The sequence below is a fragment of the Actinomadura darangshiensis genome (assembly GCF_004349235.1).
In the GTDB taxonomy this organism is placed as follows: domain Bacteria; phylum Actinomycetota; class Actinomycetes; order Streptosporangiales; family Streptosporangiaceae; genus Spirillospora; species Spirillospora darangshiensis.
The window spans coordinates 1-17,598 of the sequence record NZ_SMKY01000190.1 but is presented as its reverse complement, the minus strand read 5'-3'; the positions used below and the strand labels follow the sequence as shown (position 1 = coordinate 17,598).

Genomic DNA, 17,598 nt, shown 5'->3' with positions numbered 1-17,598 from the left:
GTCCTGGACGCCCTCACCCCCCGCGAGACCGACGTGCTGCGGCTCGTGGCGGCGGGCCTGTCCAACGCCGAGATCGCCGGCCGCCTCGTCGTCGGCGAGGAGACGGTCAAGACGCACGTCAGCCGGATCCTGCGCAAGCTCGGGCTGCGCGACCGCGTCCAGGCCGTCGTCACCGCCTACGAGAGCGGCCTGGTCATGCCGCGCTCGGCACGCTGACCCCGGACATGGGCCGGGCCCGCACCGGTGGTCGCCGGTACGGGCCCGGCCCGTCGAAACCTGTCAGCCGCTCACGCGGACCTTCTGCGTCCCGCCCGCAGTATCTCCAGGCGTTCGGCCAGAACCTCCTCCAAGTCCTCCACGGTCCTGCGCTCCATGAGCATGTCCCAGTGGGTGCGCGGCGGCTTTCCCTTCTTCGCTTGCGGCAGTTCCCCGTCGACCCGCAGGGCCGTGGCGCCGCAGCTGCGGCAGTCCCAGGTCATGGGCACCTCCGCCTCGGCGGCGAGCGTCACGGTGAACCGGTGGCCCTTGGTGCAGGTGTAGTCCACCTCTTGCCTCGGGGCCAGATCGGTGTTGCGATCGTTCTCGTAGCTCGTCGCTCCGAGCCGGGTGCCGCGAAGTGCGCGCTCGGCCATCGTCACGTGCCTCCCAGACGGCTTGCGGTCTTGCCCTGACCAACGCTCAACACCGTGACAAGATTCCCCTGCCCGGCATGATCCAACCCTGCTGTTTCCGGCCGCACCGGGCCGCCGCGCCGCAAACCCTCCGGCCCGCGCCCTAGCCGCGGGAGTCGAGCACCTGGTCGATCAGCCCGTAGTCCCTGGCCTCGGCGGCGGTGAAATAGCGCTCGCGGTCCAGGTCGCGGCGCACCGTCTCGGCGTCGCGCCCGGTCGCCTCGGCCAGGATCGCCTCGGTCTGCTCCCGCAGCCGCAGCACCTCCCGCGCCTGGATCTCCAGGTCGGTGGCGTAGCCGCGGGACACCTCGATCCCCGGCTCGTGCAGCAGGATCCGCGCGCCGGGCAGCGCCTGCCGCCGGCCCGGCGACCCGGCCGCGAGCAGGATCGCCGCCGCCGACCCGGCCTGCCCGACGCAGGTCGTCTCGATCTCGGGCCGGACGTAGCGCATCGTGTCGCAGATCGCCAGCATCGACGTCAGCGACCCGCCGGGGGAGTTGATGTACAGGGCGATGGGCCGGTCGGGATCCATCCCCTCCAGCGCGAGCATCTGCGCCGTGACGTCGTTGGCGCTGGTGTCGTCAACCGGCGCCCCGAGGAACACGATCCGTTCCTCGAACAGCTTGCTGTAGGGGTCGCTGTCCTTGCGCCCGTAGTTCGTCTGCTCCTCGAACTGCGGGACCAGATACCGTCGTTCGGCCCGTGTCATGTACCCACCCGGTCGGTGCTGTCGATGACGTGGTCGACGAAGCCGTAGTCGCGGGCCTCTTCGGCGGTGAACCACGCGTCGCGGTCCCCGTCGGCCTCGATCTGCTCCAGCGGCTGCCCGGTGTGGAACGCCGTCCGCTCCGCCAGGGTCCGCTTGAGGTAGAGCGACTGCTCCGCCTGGATCTTGATGTCGGACGCGGTGCCGCCGATCCCTCCGTGCGGCTGGTGCATCATCACCCGCGCGTGCCGCAGCGCGTACCGCTTGCCCCGCGTCCCGGCGCACAGGAGCGTCTGTCCCATGGACGCCGCCATGCCCATCGCGACGGTGGATATGTCGTTCGGGACGAACTGCATCATGTCGTAGATCGCCATCCCGGCGTCCACGACCCCGCCGGGGGAGTTGACGTAGATCGTGATGTCGCGCCGCGCGTCCTGCGCCGCGAGCAGCAGCAGTTGCGCGTTGACGCGGTTGGCGACCTGGTCGTCGATCTCGGTGCCGAGGAACACGATCCGCTGCGCCAGCAGCCGCTCGAACAGCTGCGCGTCGGCGAGCTGCGGCATCTCGGTCACACTGGCCCGCGACCTCCCCACGAACGTCTCGACCCGTCGCTCGCCGTCCCGGTGCCTGGGTTCGCCGTTCACGTGCCCTCCTCGACCATCTGTACATTCCGTACACTATGTACGTACGGACACTATTTCAGGCCGAGAGACCAATCCAGGGAAGATCGGGTATTTCGCTATACGATGAATCACGTGGATGTTCCGGTAACCGAAGCACGTGCTCAGTTCGCGGATCTGGTGAACCGGGTCGCCTACACCGGCGAGCCCGTCAAGCTCACGCGGCGGGGCAGGGTGATGGCCGCCCTGGTCTCTCCGGAAGATCTGGAACTCCTGGAGATGGTCCGTTCCCAACGCCCCGACCTGCAAATCGGCGGTACCGTCCCACCGGGCCAGCCGTCTCGGCCCGCTGAACAGCCGCAGCCGGCGCCGCCGATGCGCATCGCAGCCGAATACCGTCCGCCCGGCTTCAATCGCTGATCTCCGGCTGGCCTCGGCGCCGGATCTCCATGAGCAACTTCCAGTCCTGAGGGCTGACGAGCGCCGCCACAGGCTTGTCATGAGTGATGGTGACGGGCGGACCTCCGAAGCTGACCTCGTTGACGAAGTCCTTCAGGCGCGCTCGTACCTCGGTGGCGGTGACCCAAGGCCCTATGCTCTCCCTGGCTAGTGCATCCCGCCGTGCCCTTGCGAGCTTGCGTGCCTCCCCTGAAGGATTCCAGCCGGGACGGTCGGCGACGTTGTGCAGGGGACTTTCCGTCTGGATGGCGGTACGTTCGACTGCTCGCGCGGATTCCCGGTCGGGTAGACGTTCGACATGGACGAATCTCACGTCGCCCCACCATGACGACTCGCGCTGGTGCGCACTCCACCGGATACCCGGGTCTCCGGCCGCGATCCCGACATACAGGAGCCTGCCCTGCCCGTTGAGAAAGCGGCACAGGATGTGATTCGGGGTGCCGTCGCGCTCGACATCTTCGGGAAGGGCGAGACCGCCAGGGCGGGAATATGGGGCGCATATCGAGTCCTTCGCGGCAGTGCGGATGCTCAGAGTGTCAGATCCATTCCAAAGAGTAGTCGAACGTGAGATCGAACGATCGGGGTTTCGGGCGGTCGATGGTGGCGGGGTCGTTGACCGTTCAGGATGGCGGCCTCGGCGGGCGGGAGTGGGCTGATCGCGCCGTGTGGCGTGCGTCCGGCTTCAGGCGCTGACGTCCGATTCGCGCCCGGGTGCGGGGACGGCGCCGACGTCCGCCCGGGGGCGCAGGATGCCGGCCGCCGCCGAGGCGGCGACGCAGAACGCCACGGGCAGGAAGAACGTGAGGTTGAGCGGCATGACATGGGTCAGCGGCCCGATGACGCCGGGGCCGGCGAGCATGCCGAGGTAGCCCAGCCCGGCCACGCGCGAGACGTTGGCGCCGGCGGCGGCGCGGTCGTGGTGGCCCGCGGCGCTGAAGAGCTGGGGCACGCAGCCCGACAGCCCGGCCCCGAAGACGGCCCAGCCGGTGATGGCGAGCGCGACCCAGGGCGACAGCGCGCCCGCCGCCAGGCCGATCGCGGCGAGCGCGGCGCCGTGGCGGAGCACGGCCACCGGTCCGTAGCGCGCGGTGACCCGGTCGGCGAGCAGGCGTCCGGTGGTCATGGCGACCGAGAAGGCCCCGTAGGCGATGGCGGCGGTCCCGGCGGGGGCGTCCAGGACCGTGCGCAGGTGCAGGACGCTCCAGTCGTTGGCCACCCCTTCGCACAGCATGATCATTAGCGCGAGCAGGGCGAGCCGCCAGATGCGCCGGGGCGTCCGGCGGCGCTCGGTCCGCACGGCGGTACCCGGCGCGGCGTCAGGCACTGTGTCTGGCACGGCGGTGTCCGGCGCGGGGCCGGACCGGAGGAGGGCCGGGCGGATCGCGGCGGCGGCGGCGATGCCCAGGGCGGCGGCTGCGCCGAGAGCCGCCGCCGGAGGCCAGTCCCAGGTGAGGGTGCGGGCGGCGGCCAGGGCGGCCAGCACGCCGCCGATGGAGTAGGCGGCGTGGAAGGCCGACATGACGGGTCTCCCATACCCGCGTTCGACCTGGACGGCATGGGCGTTCATGGCGACGTCCAGGACCCCGTTGCCGATGCCGAGCACGGTGAGGGCCGCGCCGAGCGTCCAGGCGTTCGCGGCCGTCCCCGGCAGCACCAGCGCGGCGCTGCACAGCGCCGCGCCGAGCGGTACGACGGTGCGGGCTCCGGCGCGGTCGGTGAGGGGGCCGGCGATCCGCATGCCGGCGACGGCGCCCGCGCCGAGCAGGAGCAGGAGCCGGCCGAGCACCGCGTGGTCGATGCCCGTGCGGTGCTCGATCTCCGGTATGTGGACGATCCACATGCCCATCAGGAAGCCGTTCAGGGCGAAACTGGCGAAGGTGGCGGCCCGGCCGGCGCGCAGCGGTCCCGCCACGTCACACGAGCCGGACGTCGATGCCGGCGTCGCGGAGCCGCGACACGTCCGCGGCGGGCGCGGACCGGTCGGTGATCACCATGTCCAGGGCGGTCACCGGGCAGACGAGGCCGAGGCCGCTGCGGCCGAACTTGGCCCCGTCGCACACCGCGACGACGCGGGCGGCCGAGGCGATCGCCGCGCGTTTGACCGGGACCTCGTCCAGGTCGTGCGCGGTCACGCCGTGCTCGGCCGACAGCCCGCACACGCCGAGGACGGCGGTGTCGACGCGCAGCGAGGCCAGCGACGCCTCGGTGAGCGGGCCGGTGAACGCCAGCGCTCCCGGCGTGGTGCGTCCGCCGGGGACCAGGAGCCGGATCCGGGCGGCGCCGCTGAGCGCGTTCGCGGCGTGCAGGTCGAGGGGGACGATGGTGAGCCGCCGCCCGGCGATCGTGCGGGCGACGGCCAGGGCGGTGGTCCCGGCGTCCAGGACGACGGCCTCCCCGTCGGTGAGCAGTGCGGCGGCCTCGGCGGCGATCCGCTGCTTGGGCCCGGCGGCCTCGTGCTCGCGGACGGAGAACGGCATGGCCTCGCCGCGCAGGAGCAGGCTGACCGCGCCGCCGCGGACCCGCCGCAGCACGCCCTGCTCGGCGAGCTGGTCGAGGTCGCGGCGGATGGTCATCTCCGACGCGCCGGTCTCGCCCGCCAGTTCGGTCACGCTCACACGTTCGGTGGTTCGCAACAGCTCGATGAGCGTGTCGACGCGTTTCGAACTCTCCATGTGTTCGATAAAACATGTGAGTTGGTAGAAAGTCAATCGGAGGGCCGGACGGCCGTGCATGCCGACGAGGACGTCGCCGCCCTGCTCAGGGGGCCGGCCGGTGTCCTTGAGGGCCTGCGGTCAGGGGGTCGCGGGGGTTTCGTTGGGCCAGAGGCCGCGGGAGGACATCACGCGGCGGAGGGTGAGGAGCTCGTCGGTCATGATGCCGTCGATACCGAGGGCGAGGAGGCGCTCCATGGCGGCGGGGTCGTTGACCGTCCAGGCGTGGACCTTCAGGCCGAGCCGGTGGGCGTTCTCGATGAACGCCTCGGTGACGAAGGGGACGGGACCGAGGCCGTAGGGGACCTGGGCGCAGGCGACGCCGGTGGAGGCCAGGCGGACGAGCTTGGCGGCGGGCCCGCCGTAGGACCTGGCGCGCAGCGCCATCAGGCCGCGGGGGCCGAGCGCCGTGCACACGTCGCGGTCGGTGAACAGGGGGAGGCGGGCGCGCATCTGCGCCAGCCGGCGGGTCGAGAACGACGTGAGGCACACCCGGTGCCAGGCGTTGGTGCGGTGCAGCGTCGCGGCGAGCGGGCCGATGACCGGGGCGTCCTTGAGGTCGATGTTGACGCGGGCGTCGGGGAAGGAGCCGAGGACGTCCTCCAGGCGGGGGACGGGCTCGGTGCCGGCGATGCGGGCCTTGGCGACCTCGGTGTAGGGGAGCCGCGAGATGGCGCCCGTGCGGTCGGTGACCCGGTCGAGGGTGCGGTCGTGGAAGGCGACGACGACGCCGTCGGCGGTGGAGTGGGCGTCGGTCTCCAGGTAGCGGTAGCCGAGGTCGATCGCGCGCTGGAACGCGGCCATCGAGTTCTCGGGCCGGCCGGACGCGCCGCCGCGATGGGCGAACGGGATCGGGCCGGGATGGTCGAGGAATTCGTACGAGCGCCGCACCCGAACGATTATGTCGGACCCGGCCCTCCAGCCTGACCTTACTATGTAAAGGCCCCTGGCGGGGAGGCCGGTGCTACCGTCGGCGCCGCAAACCCCCATCAGCAAGGGAGAAGGCGCATGGCGGACGTGAACGACTACCGGGCGACGTTCGAGCTCGTGGACGTGGACGGCGACGGCTACATCTCGACGGCCGAGCTGAAGAACCTGATGACCAAGCTCGGCCAGGACGTCACCGAGACGCGTGCCGTGGAGGTGGTCGTGGCCGCCGACGCCAACCGGGACGGCAAGATCTCGCTGGAGGAGTTCGCCGCGCTGATGGAGCAGACGGCCTGACCGCCGGCGGCCCGCCGGGTCAGCCGGCCTTGCGGCGCAGTTTGAGGGCGTTGTCGGTGCGGGTCATGGTCTTCCCGTCCGGCGCTGTCTGGACGCGTTCGTGCTCGTCGCTGCGCAGGGTCTCCCATTCGCCGGCCGGCAGGCCGAGGGACTCCAGGACCTCCTCGGGCGTGGGCAGGTGCACGCCGCCTTCACCGTCGGGGTTCCAGGGCGCCGGTCCCGCGTGCCCGACGATGAGCAGGGTCCCGCCCGGTGCGACGGCCGCCGCGGCGGCCCGCAGGACCTCCTCGCGGGGCATCTCCGCGGGGGAGTGCAGGAACTGCGCCGAGACCAGGTCGTAGCGCCCTTCGGGGAAGGACTCGGCGAGGTCGCGGCGCAGCCAGTCGACGCGGTCGGCGACACCGGCCTCGTCGGCGTGCCGGGCGGCGCGTTCGAGCGCCACGCCGGAGATGTCGGCGGCGGTGACGCGCCAGCCCCGCTTCGCGAGCCAGATCGCGTCGGCGCCCTCACCGCATCCGAGGTCCAGGGCGGTGCCGGGCTCCAGGCCGGTGACCTCCTCGACGAAGACGGTGTTGGGGTCGCCGCTCCACATGTGGTGGTGCTCGGAGTAGCGGGAGTCCCAGTACTCCTGGTGAGTGGTGTCGTCCATGGTCCGATGGTGCGCGGTGACCGCCGGTTCTGGCGAATCGCTTTGCCGTTTCGGCAAAGCGAGCAGGATGAGCGGGACCAGGACGGCCGGGGTCGCGGCGAGGGCGTAGCACGCGGGGAGCGGCAGCGCGTCCAGTGCCGCGCCGGTCGCCGCCGTCCCTCCGGACGCGCCCAGGTTGAGCATGGTGTTGACCCAGGCGACGGCGCGGGTCCGGGTGCCGGGCGGCGCGGACGCGTCGGCGATGAGGTACGCGGCGGTCAGGGTGGGGCCGATGAACAGGCCGGCCGCGCACGCCGTCGCGGCCAGGACGGCGATGGACGGCGAGAGCCCCGCGGCGGCGAGCGCGAGGCCGAGGAGGCAGGCGAGGGCGGCCAGCCGTCCGGGACCGGGCGCGGAGCGGCTGAGGGCGCCGTAGGCGAGGCCGCCGAGGGTGCTGCCGACGCCGAGCGCCGCCTCCACCCAGGCGACGGCGGCGGGCTGGTGGTGCTGTTGGGTGAACGCGACGGCCAGCAGGCCGGTCGAGCCGAGGACGACGCCGGTCGCCACGGCGGCGACGGAGGGCACGACCGGGAACACCCGCCCGCTCGGGCCGCTGCGCCGCTCTGGCGGCCGGGGCCGCACCGCGGGGGAAGTGATCATGCCGAGGGTGCCGGCGGTCACCAGGGCGGCGCTGACGGCGACGCCGAGGGCCGGTGCCGCGACGGTGGCCAGCAGCCCCGCCAGCAGGGGGCCGGTGACGAACACGAGCTCCTCGGACACGGAGTCGAGGCTGAAGGCGCGCCGCAGCAGCGGGCCGTCCGGCACGAGGGCGCTCCAGAGGGTCCGCATGACGACGCCGAGCGGGGGAGCGGTCACCCCGGCGGCCGTGACCAGGACGGTGAGCAGCGGGACGGGTGCGCCGGGCCGCCAGGTGAGGGCGGCCAGCGCGGCGAGGACGAGCGCGTAGGCGGCGGTCATCGGGGGCAGGGCGCGGCGCGGGCCGTGCCGGTCGATGAGGGCGGCGCGCAGCGGCGACGCGATGGAGACGGTGAGGCCGAGCAGGGCCATGAGCCCGCCCGCGCGGGCGTAGGAGCCGGTCGACGCGGTGAACGCCAGGGTCAGGGACAGGAAGACGGTCCCGTAGGACAGGCGTCCGAGAAGTGCCAGGGAGAAGGTGCGGAAAGCGTGCGGCGCGCGCAGGACGGCCGTGTACGACGATGTCACGGAGGAGTTCCTCAGAGGGGGCCCGTTGCGGGCGTTTACGGGGACGCCGAAGGCCGCCGCCGCGTTGGCGGCGGCGGGGACGTCCTACGCAAAGATGAGGAACTGCACGAGGTGATCGTACCGCGTGCCGGGACGCCCGCCCGGACGGCTGCGAATGCGTCCGGGCGGGCGTCTCAGGCTTCGCGGGTCAGGGCGAGAGGTCGGTCAGTGGCTTACCGCTCCGCATGTCGACGGGGACGGAGACCTGGTCGTGTGCGATCAGCCAGTCTCCGCCGGTCTTCCGGAAGCAGAACGTGGCCCGGACCCACATGCCGTCCGTCGCCGTCCCGTCCGCCAGGGTGCCGCTGAGCCGGCCGAAGCCGTGCCCGAAGGCCACGTCACCGCCCACGGTGACCGTGAGGTCGCGCACTTCGTAGTCCACGTCCTGGAAGAACAGGAACACGTTCGCCCAGTTCTTCATTTTCGCGTCCACGCCGGCGTGCTGCAGCGGCGGCTCGATGTCGAAGGACACCACGTCCGCCGCGTACAGCCGCCGCAGGCCGTCGAGGTCCTTGGCTCGAAGCCCTTCGACTATCTTGTCGACCTGCCGCCTGATGTCGGCTTCGGCCGTCCGGTGCTCCGCGGTCATCGCTCCCCGTCCCCTCTGGACCGCCGCCGGGGCGGCGGTCCGCTGTGGTCTCAGAGGTTTGACGCCGCGGCCGCCCCGAATGTGACGTGCCGCGCCCGGGTCAGCGCCGTCGCTGCTGGCAGCCGACGCAGCGGCGGGCGTAGGGGAGGATCTCCAGGCGGCCCGCGGGGATGGGCTTGCGGCAGTCCGCGCAGAGGCCGTAGGTGCCGTCGCCGAGGCGGGCGAGGGCGGCGTCGATCTCCTTCAGCTTCTCCTGGAGGGTGTCGCGGCGGGCGAGCGCGGTCTCGTCGGCCTCCTCCTGCTCCAGGACGGCCAGTTGCGCGATGCGGGTGCGGCGCTCCTGGTCCAGCAGGACGCGGGCCTGCCGCGCCGCCGTGCCGTCCGGCGTGTGGCCGCCGTTGACCGCGCTGTCGACCGTCATCGCTGTGTGCTCCCTTCGGCCCTTGGGGATAGGGCATGGCGAACCTCCACCATGGGCGAAGGCGGGGCGGACGGCCATGGGGTGCGGCACCCATGTGCGGTGGGGGCGAAGGTGCAGGCGGGCCCGCGAGGAGGCTGAGTGCAGAAATTAGCGGTAGGCCGTCGAACGCTCGGTCACTCCCGAACGTGACCTGATTCCCAGGGCTGGACCACCTTCTGGACGTAGATTTCTGGACGGCGTTCGCGCTGGTCGCTAGTCTGTCCAGAAAAGTAAACGTTTCTGGACACTGGGAGAGGACATGGCAGACGACCGGGAGCAGAAGGCCGGGGAACTGGCCATGCACGCCTTCAAGACCGCGGGGAACCTCCAGCTGCTCATCGAGCACATGGAGATCTGTGGCTTCCGGACCGACGAGTACGGCCGCGAGGACCTGGCCCGCGTCGCGAACTCGCTGCGCGGCATGTCGGTCCGCGCCGCGATGAGTTCCGGAGACGACGACATCCTGCGCGCCGTCACCGGCCGCGACGACCTCGGACGACTGTGATGGGCCGGATCTACGCCTATGCGCGGGTCTCCACCCGCGACCAGAACCCCCAGCTCCAGCTCGACGCGCTGGAGGCCAGCGGCTACGACGAGCTGGTGACGGAGAAGGAGTCTGGCAAGCGCGGGGTGGCGCGGCCCGAATGGGAGGCGCTGCTGGGCCGTCCGCAGGCCGGGGACACGCTGAAGTTCTGGAAGTCCGACCGGTGGGGCCGCTCGGCCGGACACGTGCTGACCACCGTGACCGAGCTGCGCGAGCGCGGCGTGAAGGTCATCAGCCTGACCGAGAACTTTGACCTGGACACCAAGGAAGGCCGGTTCATGTTCGCGGTCCTGGCCGCGGCCGCCGAGTACGAGCTGGAGCTGCGCGCCGAACGCCAAGCCGAGGGCATCGCCGCCGCCCAGCGCCGCGAGGCCGAAGGCCGGATACTGCCGGGCAAGCAGCGCATCGGCCGGCCCCGCGTGCTGGGACCGGCCGAGCTGGACATGCTCCACCGCCTGGTGGGCCAGGAGGGCGTCTCGGTGACCGAGGCCGCCCGCAGGCTGAAGATCGGCCGGTCTACTGCCTACGAGGCGCTGGCGGTCGCCAGGCAGTCCGCCCTCACCCCCCAAGCGAAGTGAAGGGCCGCGGGGCGGCGTCTTAGCCGAGCTTCTTCAGTCGGCCTGCGCCGGGTCGCAGGAGTACCACCCACTGGCCGCTTGAGGTCGGCTGTGCCTCCAGGTCGGTCGACCGCCAACGGGCCCGGTGGCTGTGACTGCGAGAAGCGCACGAAACCAGGCCCGGTGTCAGAGGAGACTGGGGCGTGGGCGAGATCGGAGTCCGCCGGGGTTCAGCCGGTCGGAGGAGCGGCTGTTGCGCCGGTAGCGTCCGGGCGCGAGGTTGAATTCGCGTTTGAACGCGTTGGCGAAGGCGAACTCCGAGCCATATCCCACCTGTTCTGCCACGACGCTCAGTGGAGCGTCGGAGTCGCGCAGCAGCCGCATTGCGGTCGTCAACCGCCACCAAGTCAGGTAAGCCAGCGGTGGCCGCCCTACGAGCGCCGTGAACCGGCGGGAGAAGGCGGCCCGCGACAGTCCCGCGTGTGCGCCCAGGCCGGCGACGCTCCAGGGACGCGCGGGATCGCGGTGGATCGCCTCAAGGGCGGTGCTGATGGCCGGGTCGGCGAGCGCCGCCGCCCATCCGGTGGCCCCGCTGCCCGCCGGTTGCTCGGCGAGCCATGCCCGCAGGATGTAGAGCAACAGCGTGTCCAGCAGAGCGGGCACGAGGGCGCCGGTGCCCGGCTGGGGTTCTTCGAGTTCCGCGCCGAGCAGATCGACAGCGGCGCGCAACCGGGGATGGCGTCCGAGCCGTGCGGGCAGGTGCAACAGCGGAGGCAGATCGTTCAGCAGCGGGTGAGCGCGAGCGGCGTCGAGTTGGTAGGCCCCGCACAACGTCACCGTGGCCGGGGACCCGGCGCGCGCCCGGCCGCCCGGTGCGGCGGCATATCTGCGTTCGAACCTGACGTCCTCCTGCGGATCACAGGTGTGTTCGGCCAAGGGCGTGGAGGGGGCATCGGCCAGGCCGTGCCGGCTCTCATGCGGAAGGAACACCACGTCGCCGACGGCCAGCGGGAAGGGGGCACCGTCTTCGGGGATGAACCAGCAGGGACCGCGCAGGACGATCTGGAATCCCGCCGCTCCCGGCACCGTCCGGAACCACTGCCCCCACGGCACCGACCATTCGACCAGGGCCGATCGCGGCTCACCGGTGCGCATCACGGCGATCACATCGCTCAGCACATCCATCCCCCGGATCCTAGCGATGGTTCTCACAGGGAAGACGATCTCTTAAGAATCCGAGATGAACGCGCATTGTCCGTCTTGGGCATCGGTCCTACGGTCGAATCACTCCGAGATCAGCAAGCAGCCGTACCGGTGCGGAGCGAGGGCCTGGTGCCGCTTCAGACAGGAAGACTCATGACAGCAGAACCCGTATCGGGCCGGCGCGCCAAGAGCCCGAGCGCGTCGATGATGGCGGCGCGCGTCCACGCCTTCGGCGGGCCCGAGGTGATCCGCTATGAGCAGGTACCCCGTCCGGACCCGGGACAGGGCGAGGTGCTGGTGCGTGTGGCCGCCGCCGGGTTCAACCCCTCTGACGTCGGCTTCCGGGCCGGCATGATGCAGAAACATCGTCCCGCAGGACCTGCCGTTCACTCTCGGCTCCGAAGCCGCCGGGACGGTCGTCCGGACCGGAGACGGTGTCGAACGCTTCAAGATCGGCGACCACGTCGTCGGCCGTCTTGACGAAGGCGGCGCGGCGGCCGAATACCTCACCGCCCCCGCTCCCAAGCTGGTAAGTGCTCCTTCCACGCTCCTGCTCGACCATGCGGCGGCGATCCCGGTCGCAGGCCTCACGGCCTGGCAGGGGCTGTTCGAACACGTCCGCATCGAACCGGGCACCCGGATCCTCGTCCACGGCGCGGGCGGCGGCGTCGGCATGTTCGCCGTCCAACTGGCCCGCCATGCCGGTGCGCACGTCATCGCCACCGCCGGCCCCCGCAGCGCAGAACGGGTCCGCGCCTACGGCGCCGAGCAGATCATCGACTACACACGGGTCTCGCCGCATCAGGTGCTGGACCGCCCGGTGGATCTGGTGTTCAACCTCGTCCCGATACCGCCCGAGGCCGGGGAAGCACTGTGCCGTGCCGTCCGCCCCGGCGGTTCGATCGTCTCGATCACCATCCCGGTGAAACCTCCGGCTGGAGCCGGCGTGACGGCCACGCACTTCATCGCCCGCAACGACCCCGCCCAACTCACCGAACTCATCACCCTTATCGACAGCGGCATCGTGCGCGTGGACATCACGGCAGCCCGCCCGCTCACCGAACTGGCGGCGCTGCACCGCGACGCCGAAGCCGGCCGCACAAGCGGCAAGACCGTCCTCATCCCCTGAAAGAGCGCTCTGATGACCACCACCTTCACCCGCCCGGCCGCCCCGGGCCTCCGCCGCCACGCATTCGCGGTCGGCGGTGCCGTCCTGGCGACGGCCCTGCTGTGGGCTACCGCCCGCAGCCTGGGCGTGGAACTTCACGTTGATCCCGGCGACGGACGGCCGGCCCAGGTCGTCGGCCTGCCTCTCATTGCCGGCGTCACGCTTGTCGTCTCCTTGCTCGCCTCAGCGACGCGAGCGGTGCTGGATCGGTTGACCAACCGGGCTCCGACCGTCTGGACCGGATTGGCCGCCATCGTGTTGCCGGTGTCGTTCGTGCCCGTGTTCTACGTCGAGGCATCCGGCGGCGCCAAGGCCACCCTGGCATTGATGCACCTGGGCGTCGCCGCCGTACTCGTTTCGCTCCTGGGCCGCCGAAATGGTGATCGCACCGCTCCTCACCTCGACCGACCCGAAACGTAGCGCCGTCAGGCTGCCGTGAGGTCCAGTCGCGTGTCCATGTCCGGGTAGAAGTACCCGTACGGGTTGAGGTGGGTTCAGAACAGCGGGCTGAGCCCGCGACGGTCTTCGCCGGTGAGCCGGTCGGTTCTGATCATCTGGTCGTAGTGATCGCCGGTCGACTCCCAGTTGATCGGCCGGTTCTTGATGATGCGCTCCAGCTTCGACCAGGTGACGGGGGTGATACTGGTGAGCTCGCGTAAGCGATGTGTGCGTATCGTGGGTGCCGAGGGGTTGACGGTCACCCTGTGTGGTCGCCGGGGGCGTAGTGGATCCAGGACTTCCCGGCTTCGGCGGCGATGCGGGCGGTGGTCGTGTCGTGGAAGCTCAGCGACCGGGCGATGACCGGGGCGGGTGCTTGGAGGACGAGTTGGCGTAGCGCTGCAGTTCGTGCGGCCTGGGACGAGAAACCGTGGTCGCCGAGATGCCGCAGCATGGTGCCGGGGGGCCGCGCCCGCTTCCCCGGGCCTACCGTGCCCGCGGCCGCCGTCACGCCGTCGTGCCGCGTCGTGCCGTCATGACGGCGTGACGGTATTCGCGTGCACCTCCTCTTCGTCGTCCAGGCCCTCCAACTCGGCGCGGTACTCGGCGAGACTCTCGGCGACGCGTTCGGCGAGGGCCGCCAGGCCGGGCGTCTGCTCGATCTCGACCGGCCCGCCGTCCGGGCCGGAGACCTGCAGCTGCGAGGGCCGGGCGAACCCATCGGGGTGGCGGCGTTCCAGCACCCACGCGGCCGCCCGCCAGTCCGGTGGTGCGACGTCCTCCTCCACTTCCTCCACCAGTTGGCCGGTGGCTGGGTCGCGGTAGCGGCGGGTCCGCCGGCGCACCACGTGCCCGCCCTCGGCGACCCGGTCGATCCGTTGGCACGCGGCCGAGCTGGCAGGTGCGGTCGGTGGGCTACGCCTCTGCAGCGGGGTCGTGGAAGGGACGCAGGCCCACCTTGGGGTCGGCGCGGGTGAAGGCGTAGCGGCCCAGGAAGTTGATGTGCTCGTAGGCGATGGGTGAGAGCCGGGCGCACATGGCGTCGGTGGCGGGGAACCCGTCGGCGCGGATCTGTTTGACGGCGGCGTCCAGGTAGAGGGTGTTCCACCACACCACGGCGTTGAGCGCCAGGCCCAGCGCGCCGAGCTGGTCCTCCATGCCCTCGCGGTAGCGCTGGCGCAGCTGGCCGCGGTTGCCGAAGGCGATCCGGCGGGCGAGGCGGTGGCGGCCTTCCTGGACGTTGAGCTGCGTGCCGATCATGCGGCGGTAGCCGTCGTCGGAGATGAACTGCAGCAGGTGCAGGGTCTTGAAGATCCGGCCGTAGTGGGCGAACGCGTCGCCCAGGCCGGTGGGGCGGCCGTCGCGCGACAGCATCCGGATCAGGTCGTAGGCGCGGACCTCGCCGGTGGTGAGAGAGCCGGCGACGCGGAGCATGTCGTCCCAGTGCGCGCGAATGCGGTCCAGGCGGACGGTGTGGCGGGACATGTGGTCCAAGGGGCCGTAGGTGGCGCGGGTGTTGGTGCGCCACAGCCGGGTGTCGCCCAAGTCGGCGATGCGCGGGGAGAACTGGTAGCCGCAGATCGCGAACACCCCGAACACGATGTCGGAGTAGGACGCGGTGTCGGTCACCACCGTCTCGGGGCGCGGCCCGCCGTCGACGGTGAGGATGGCGTCCAGGATGAACAGCGAGTCCCGCAACGTGCCCGGGACCACGACGCCGCCGATGCCCATCACCTGGTCATTTACCACGTTCAACCAGGTCGCACCGCGCTGGCGGCCGAAGTAGATCGGGTTGTGGCCGGTGTGCAGGTTGGCGACCGGCACGGTGAACCGCAACCCGTCGGCCGAGGCGATCTTCCCGCCGCCCCAGCAGCGCACGATGTCGAGCTCGGCCTGTTCGGCGATCAGGCGGGCGTTGGCCGCTGAGATGGTTTCGGCGCGCAGGTAGCCCTGGTCGACTTGCTGGAGGCGGGCGCGGGTCAACGCGGGCACGTTCGGCTTCTCGATCGGGACCAGGCCGACGTTGCACGCCTCGGCCACCAGCAGCCCGCACAGGCTGACCGCGAAGTCCTCCATCGCCGGGTCGGCGCCGGAGATGTGGGTGAACTCGGCAGCCAGGCCGGTTCGGTCGAACACCTCCAGCAGCAGCTCGGGGAAGTCCACCCGCGGCAGCATCCCGTCGATCAGCGCGCGGAACTCACCCATCAGCGGCGGCTCGGCCAGCGGCCCGAGCTTCTCCACCCGCAGCCGGCCGCCGACGAACTGCACCGCGGTGTTGCCGCCGAGCCCGTCCAGGACGCGGGTGTAGGCGCCCTCAAGTGCGCTGGCGAGCTCGGCCAGGTGCCCGGCCGGTTCGGCCTCCAGCTCCAACGCCTCCAGCAACTGCGGACGCGCGGCCTCCCAGCCCTCGCCTTCCAGCAGGCGGGCGCGCGGGTCGCTCCACCGACCCGCCCCGACGGCGAACACGTCCCGGCGGCGCAGCGCGGCGTGCAGGTGCATCACCGCGCACAACGTGAACGCCGCCTTGTCGACCTGCCCGGCGGGCAGGTCGGGGTTGGTAAACACCAGCGGCCGCCACGACCCGGTGATCAGGTCCTCGTGCGCGGCAATGTCGGCGCGGTCGTAGCGGCGGCGGGCCTTGGCCATCGCGGCCGCCGCCCGCACCATCGCCACCACCGGCGCCCCGGCCTCCACCGCACGAAAGTCGATCACCTCCAGCAGCAGCTCGATGAAGTGCTGCACCGTCCGGTACCGCTTGACCAGCTCGGCCCGCCACGCGGCGGCCGCGTCATCGTCAGTGGCGGGCACGAACGCCGCGATCGTGGCGACCGCCGCCGTCAGCTTCTCCCGCGGTACCACCCGCTCGATCTCGTTCCACACCTCCGCCAACGACACCAGGCGGTCCTCAGTCGCCTGCGGCACGTTCATCAAGATCTCCATCGCTGAGGCGATGTTGCGGGCTGCGCTGCGCAGCTTGGGCAGGGTCCGCAGTTGCTCGGCCTTGCCCGCCCGCTCCGCCTTGGCCAACAGGTTCGAGGTGATCAGCAGGTCCAGCACGTCCAGCGCGTCGTCGATCGAGGCGGTCTCCAGGTGCCGGACGGTGGCCAGCAGCGTCGCGGTCTGCCGCGAAGGCTCCAGGTCCCGCAGCGTGGGGGCCTTGGACGCCATCCCGTACCGTGCCAGCGACGCCAACTTCACCGCCGGGACCGGCTCGACCTCCACCCGCCCCGCCCCGAGTCCGGCGATCTCGGCGACCCGGTCCAGCTCTCGCACCAGCACCCGGCCCGACGCCTTGACCGGTGAGGTCCGCAGCCGCTCCAACTCCGAAACCCGCCGGTCCTCGGGAACCTGCAACAGGCCCCGCAGGGCCACGGCGGTCTCGGCCGGAGTCCGCTCGGCCAGCAGCCCGAACAACCGAAGGTTCTCCTCGCGGCGCACCTCGCCCACCAGCCGGGTCAGCACCGTGATCCCCGGCAGCAGCACCCGCTCCTTGAGCATGTGCACCACCGCCCGGTCGAACAGCGCCCGCGGCCCCTCGGTCGTCGACCACGCTCGCGCCGCCACGTGACGGCGCACCTCGGCCTCCGCCTCAGCGAAGTCCCGGTACCCCAGCAGCTCGCGGATCTGCCAGGAGTGCTCGTACACCGTCTGCGCGCGCCGCCCGTACTCACCGAACACGTCCGCGTCGACACCGAGCTGCTCGGCGACGAACCCGACCGCGCCGGCCGGAACCGCCGCGGGGTCCTCGGTCAGGAACACCCCCAGCATCCGCACGGTGCCCCACTGCACCGACCAGCCCAGTCTCGTCGCCGGGCTCCGCCGTTCACCCGCCTGTTCCAGCGCGGCCTGGTCCAGCCGGAAGAACCGCTCCAGCTCACCCGGTGACGGCTCCTGCGGGAACCGGCCATAGCGAGCGACCTGCTCATCAGAAAGAAATTCGAAGGGCATGACCCCGGAACGTACGGGGCCTCACCAGGGCAAACCCGACCCGTCACTGAACCGAAACGAAGATCGGCTCCCTACCGCTAATTTCTGCACTCAGCCTCCTCGCGGGCCGGCGCCGGTCAGGTGCTCCACTCGCGGCGGCGGGCCTCGGCGAGGGCGATGGCGGTGGCGACGGCGACGTTGAGGGAGCCGACGCGGCCGATCTGGGGGATGTAGGCGACGGCGTCGGCGGCGGCGAGGAGGGCGGGGGAGCAGCCGTGGTCCTCGCTGCCGACGGCGAGGCAGACGTCGCCGTCCAGGGGGGCCTCGTGCAGGGGGACGGCGTCGCCGGTGAGCTCGACGGCGACGAGCCGCAGCCCTTCCTTGCGGACGGCGGCGGCGGCCTCGGCGGGGGTGCCGGCGTGCGCCCAGG

General features: G+C 71.5%; 23 protein-coding genes and 1 pseudogene. 8 read left to right on the top strand and 16 right to left on the bottom strand.

Going from position 1 to position 17,598, the window contains the following annotated elements; genetic code table 11:
* Positions 1-216: response regulator transcription factor (locus E1293_RS31590; RefSeq protein WP_132201139.1), on the top strand; the 216-nt coding region annotated here is incomplete at its 5' end.
* Between the two features lie 71 nt (positions 217-287).
* On the opposite strand, the gene E1293_RS31585 is transcribed toward E1293_RS31590, so the two are convergent.
* The 3 genes from E1293_RS31585 to E1293_RS31575 form a co-directional block, all read right to left on the bottom strand.
* Positions 288-632: an RNA polymerase-binding protein RbpA gene (locus E1293_RS31585; RefSeq protein ID WP_132201142.1), complete on the bottom strand. Its 345-nt coding sequence runs from the start codon at positions 630-632 to the stop codon at positions 288-290.
* 142 nt (positions 633-774) lie between these two features.
* Positions 775-1,380: an ATP-dependent Clp protease proteolytic subunit gene (locus tag E1293_RS31580; RefSeq protein WP_132201138.1), complete on the bottom strand. Its 606-nt coding sequence runs from the start codon at positions 1,378-1,380 to the stop codon at positions 775-777.
* Positions 1,377-1,940: a ClpP family protease gene (locus tag E1293_RS31575; RefSeq protein ID WP_132201141.1), complete on the bottom strand. Its 564-nt coding sequence runs from the start codon at positions 1,938-1,940 to the stop codon at positions 1,377-1,379. The genes E1293_RS31580 and E1293_RS31575 overlap by 4 nt, the downstream gene beginning before the upstream one ends.
* Before the next feature lie 192 nt (positions 1,941-2,132).
* Here E1293_RS31575 and E1293_RS31570 point away from each other — a divergent pair, with 192 nt between their 5' ends.
* Positions 2,133-2,417, top strand: a complete 285-nt coding sequence (locus E1293_RS31570) for a type II toxin-antitoxin system Phd/YefM family antitoxin (protein ID WP_132201137.1) — start codon at positions 2,133-2,135, stop codon at positions 2,415-2,417.
* Here the strand turns inward: E1293_RS31570 and E1293_RS47830 are convergent.
* The 4 genes from E1293_RS47830 to E1293_RS31550 form a co-directional block, all read right to left on the bottom strand.
* Positions 2,407-2,769, bottom strand: a complete 363-nt coding sequence (locus E1293_RS47830; protein ID WP_165978481.1) for a type II toxin-antitoxin system Phd/YefM family antitoxin — start codon at positions 2,767-2,769, stop codon at positions 2,407-2,409. The two genes, E1293_RS31570 and E1293_RS47830, sit on opposite strands and share 11 nt — an antisense overlap.
* A 369-nt stretch (positions 2,770-3,138) precedes the next feature.
* Entirely contained in the window at positions 3,139-4,368 is a 1,230-nt protein-coding gene (locus tag E1293_RS31560; RefSeq protein WP_132201135.1) for an MFS transporter, read from the bottom strand.
* A 1-nt stretch (position 4,369) separates the two neighbouring features.
* Entirely contained in the window at positions 4,370-5,128 is a 759-nt protein-coding gene (locus tag E1293_RS31555) for a DeoR/GlpR family DNA-binding transcription regulator (protein WP_132201134.1), read from the bottom strand.
* A 120-nt stretch (positions 5,129-5,248) separates the two neighbouring features.
* Positions 5,249-6,058, bottom strand: a complete 810-nt coding sequence (locus tag E1293_RS31550) for a glycerophosphodiester phosphodiesterase family protein (protein ID WP_132201133.1) — start codon at positions 6,056-6,058, stop codon at positions 5,249-5,251.
* Positions 6,059-6,175: 117 nt separating this feature from the next.
* On the opposite strand from E1293_RS31550, the gene E1293_RS31545 reads away from it, so the two are divergent.
* A complete protein-coding gene (locus E1293_RS31545; RefSeq protein ID WP_132201132.1) occupies positions 6,176-6,391 on the top strand; it encodes an EF-hand domain-containing protein in 216 nt (71 codons plus the stop codon).
* Positions 6,392-6,410: 19 nt separating this feature from the next.
* Here the strand turns inward: E1293_RS31545 and E1293_RS48795 are convergent, their stop codons facing one another.
* The 3 genes from E1293_RS48795 to E1293_RS31525 all read right to left on the bottom strand — a co-directional run bounded on the left by E1293_RS48795 (position 6,411) and on the right by E1293_RS31525 (position 9,292).
* On the bottom strand, positions 6,411-8,243 hold the full coding sequence (locus tag E1293_RS48795; RefSeq protein WP_207939201.1) for an MFS transporter: 1,833 nt from the start codon (positions 8,241-8,243) through the stop codon (positions 6,411-6,413).
* A 187-nt stretch (positions 8,244-8,430) separates the two neighbouring features.
* Entirely contained in the window at positions 8,431-8,871 is a 441-nt protein-coding gene (locus E1293_RS31530) for a YybH family protein (protein ID WP_132201131.1), read from the bottom strand.
* Between the two features lie 100 nt (positions 8,872-8,971).
* On the bottom strand, positions 8,972-9,292 hold the full coding sequence (locus tag E1293_RS31525; protein ID WP_132201130.1) for a TraR/DksA family transcriptional regulator: 321 nt from the start codon (positions 9,290-9,292) through the stop codon (positions 8,972-8,974).
* A 298-nt stretch (positions 9,293-9,590) separates the two neighbouring features.
* On the opposite strand from E1293_RS31525, the gene E1293_RS31520 reads away from it, so the two are divergent.
* The gene (locus E1293_RS31520; RefSeq protein WP_132201129.1) at positions 9,591-9,836 is read left to right on the top strand and encodes a hypothetical protein; all 246 of its coding nucleotides are present in this window, start codon (positions 9,591-9,593) and stop codon (positions 9,834-9,836) included.
* Entirely contained in the window at positions 9,836-10,453 is a 618-nt protein-coding gene (locus E1293_RS31515; RefSeq protein WP_132201128.1) for a recombinase family protein, read from the top strand. The genes E1293_RS31520 and E1293_RS31515 overlap by 1 nt, the downstream gene beginning before the upstream one ends.
* A 165-nt stretch (positions 10,454-10,618) precedes the next feature.
* On the opposite strand, the gene E1293_RS31510 is transcribed toward E1293_RS31515, so the two are convergent.
* On the bottom strand, positions 10,619-11,617 hold the full coding sequence (locus E1293_RS31510) for an AraC family transcriptional regulator (RefSeq protein WP_132201127.1): 999 nt from the start codon (positions 11,615-11,617) through the stop codon (positions 10,619-10,621).
* Between the two features lie 382 nt (positions 11,618-11,999).
* Between E1293_RS31510 and E1293_RS50805 the strand changes: the two are divergent.
* The 3 genes and pseudogenes from E1293_RS50805 to E1293_RS31500 form a co-directional block, all read left to right on the top strand.
* A pseudogene (locus E1293_RS50805) lies at positions 12,000-12,116 on the top strand (alcohol dehydrogenase catalytic domain-containing protein); the annotation flags it as partial.
* Between the two features lie 192 nt (positions 12,117-12,308).
* The gene (locus tag E1293_RS48785; protein WP_207939200.1) at positions 12,309-12,764 is read left to right on the top strand and encodes a zinc-binding dehydrogenase; all 456 of its coding nucleotides are present in this window, start codon (positions 12,309-12,311) and stop codon (positions 12,762-12,764) included.
* Between the two features lie 12 nt (positions 12,765-12,776).
* Positions 12,777-13,223, top strand: coding sequence for a DUF6069 family protein (locus E1293_RS31500; RefSeq protein ID WP_132201126.1), 447 nt, complete (start codon positions 12,777-12,779; stop codon positions 13,221-13,223).
* A 74-nt stretch (positions 13,224-13,297) separates the two neighbouring features.
* Here E1293_RS31500 and E1293_RS47825 read toward each other — a convergent pair whose 3' ends face one another.
* From E1293_RS47825 to E1293_RS31480, 5 genes are all read right to left on the bottom strand, one after another.
* Positions 13,298-13,504, bottom strand: a complete 207-nt coding sequence (locus tag E1293_RS47825; protein WP_165978479.1) for a hypothetical protein — start codon at positions 13,502-13,504, stop codon at positions 13,298-13,300.
* The gene (locus tag E1293_RS31495; protein WP_132201125.1) at positions 13,501-13,695 is read right to left on the bottom strand and encodes a hypothetical protein; all 195 of its coding nucleotides are present in this window, start codon (positions 13,693-13,695) and stop codon (positions 13,501-13,503) included. The genes E1293_RS47825 and E1293_RS31495 overlap by 4 nt, the downstream gene beginning before the upstream one ends.
* A 79-nt stretch (positions 13,696-13,774) precedes the next feature.
* Entirely contained in the window at positions 13,775-14,089 is a 315-nt protein-coding gene (locus E1293_RS31490; RefSeq protein ID WP_132201124.1) for a hypothetical protein, read from the bottom strand.
* Positions 14,090-14,156: 67 nt separating this feature from the next.
* Positions 14,157-17,189 carry a Tn3 family transposase gene (locus E1293_RS31485; protein ID WP_132201123.1) on the bottom strand — a complete coding sequence of 1,011 codons (3,033 nt, stop codon included), beginning with the start codon at positions 17,187-17,189 and terminating at the stop codon, positions 14,157-14,159.
* A gap of 116 nt (positions 17,190-17,305) precedes the next feature.
* A partial coding sequence (locus E1293_RS31480; RefSeq protein ID WP_165978480.1) for a TrmH family RNA methyltransferase occupies positions 17,306-17,598 on the bottom strand: 293 nt, incomplete at its 5' end.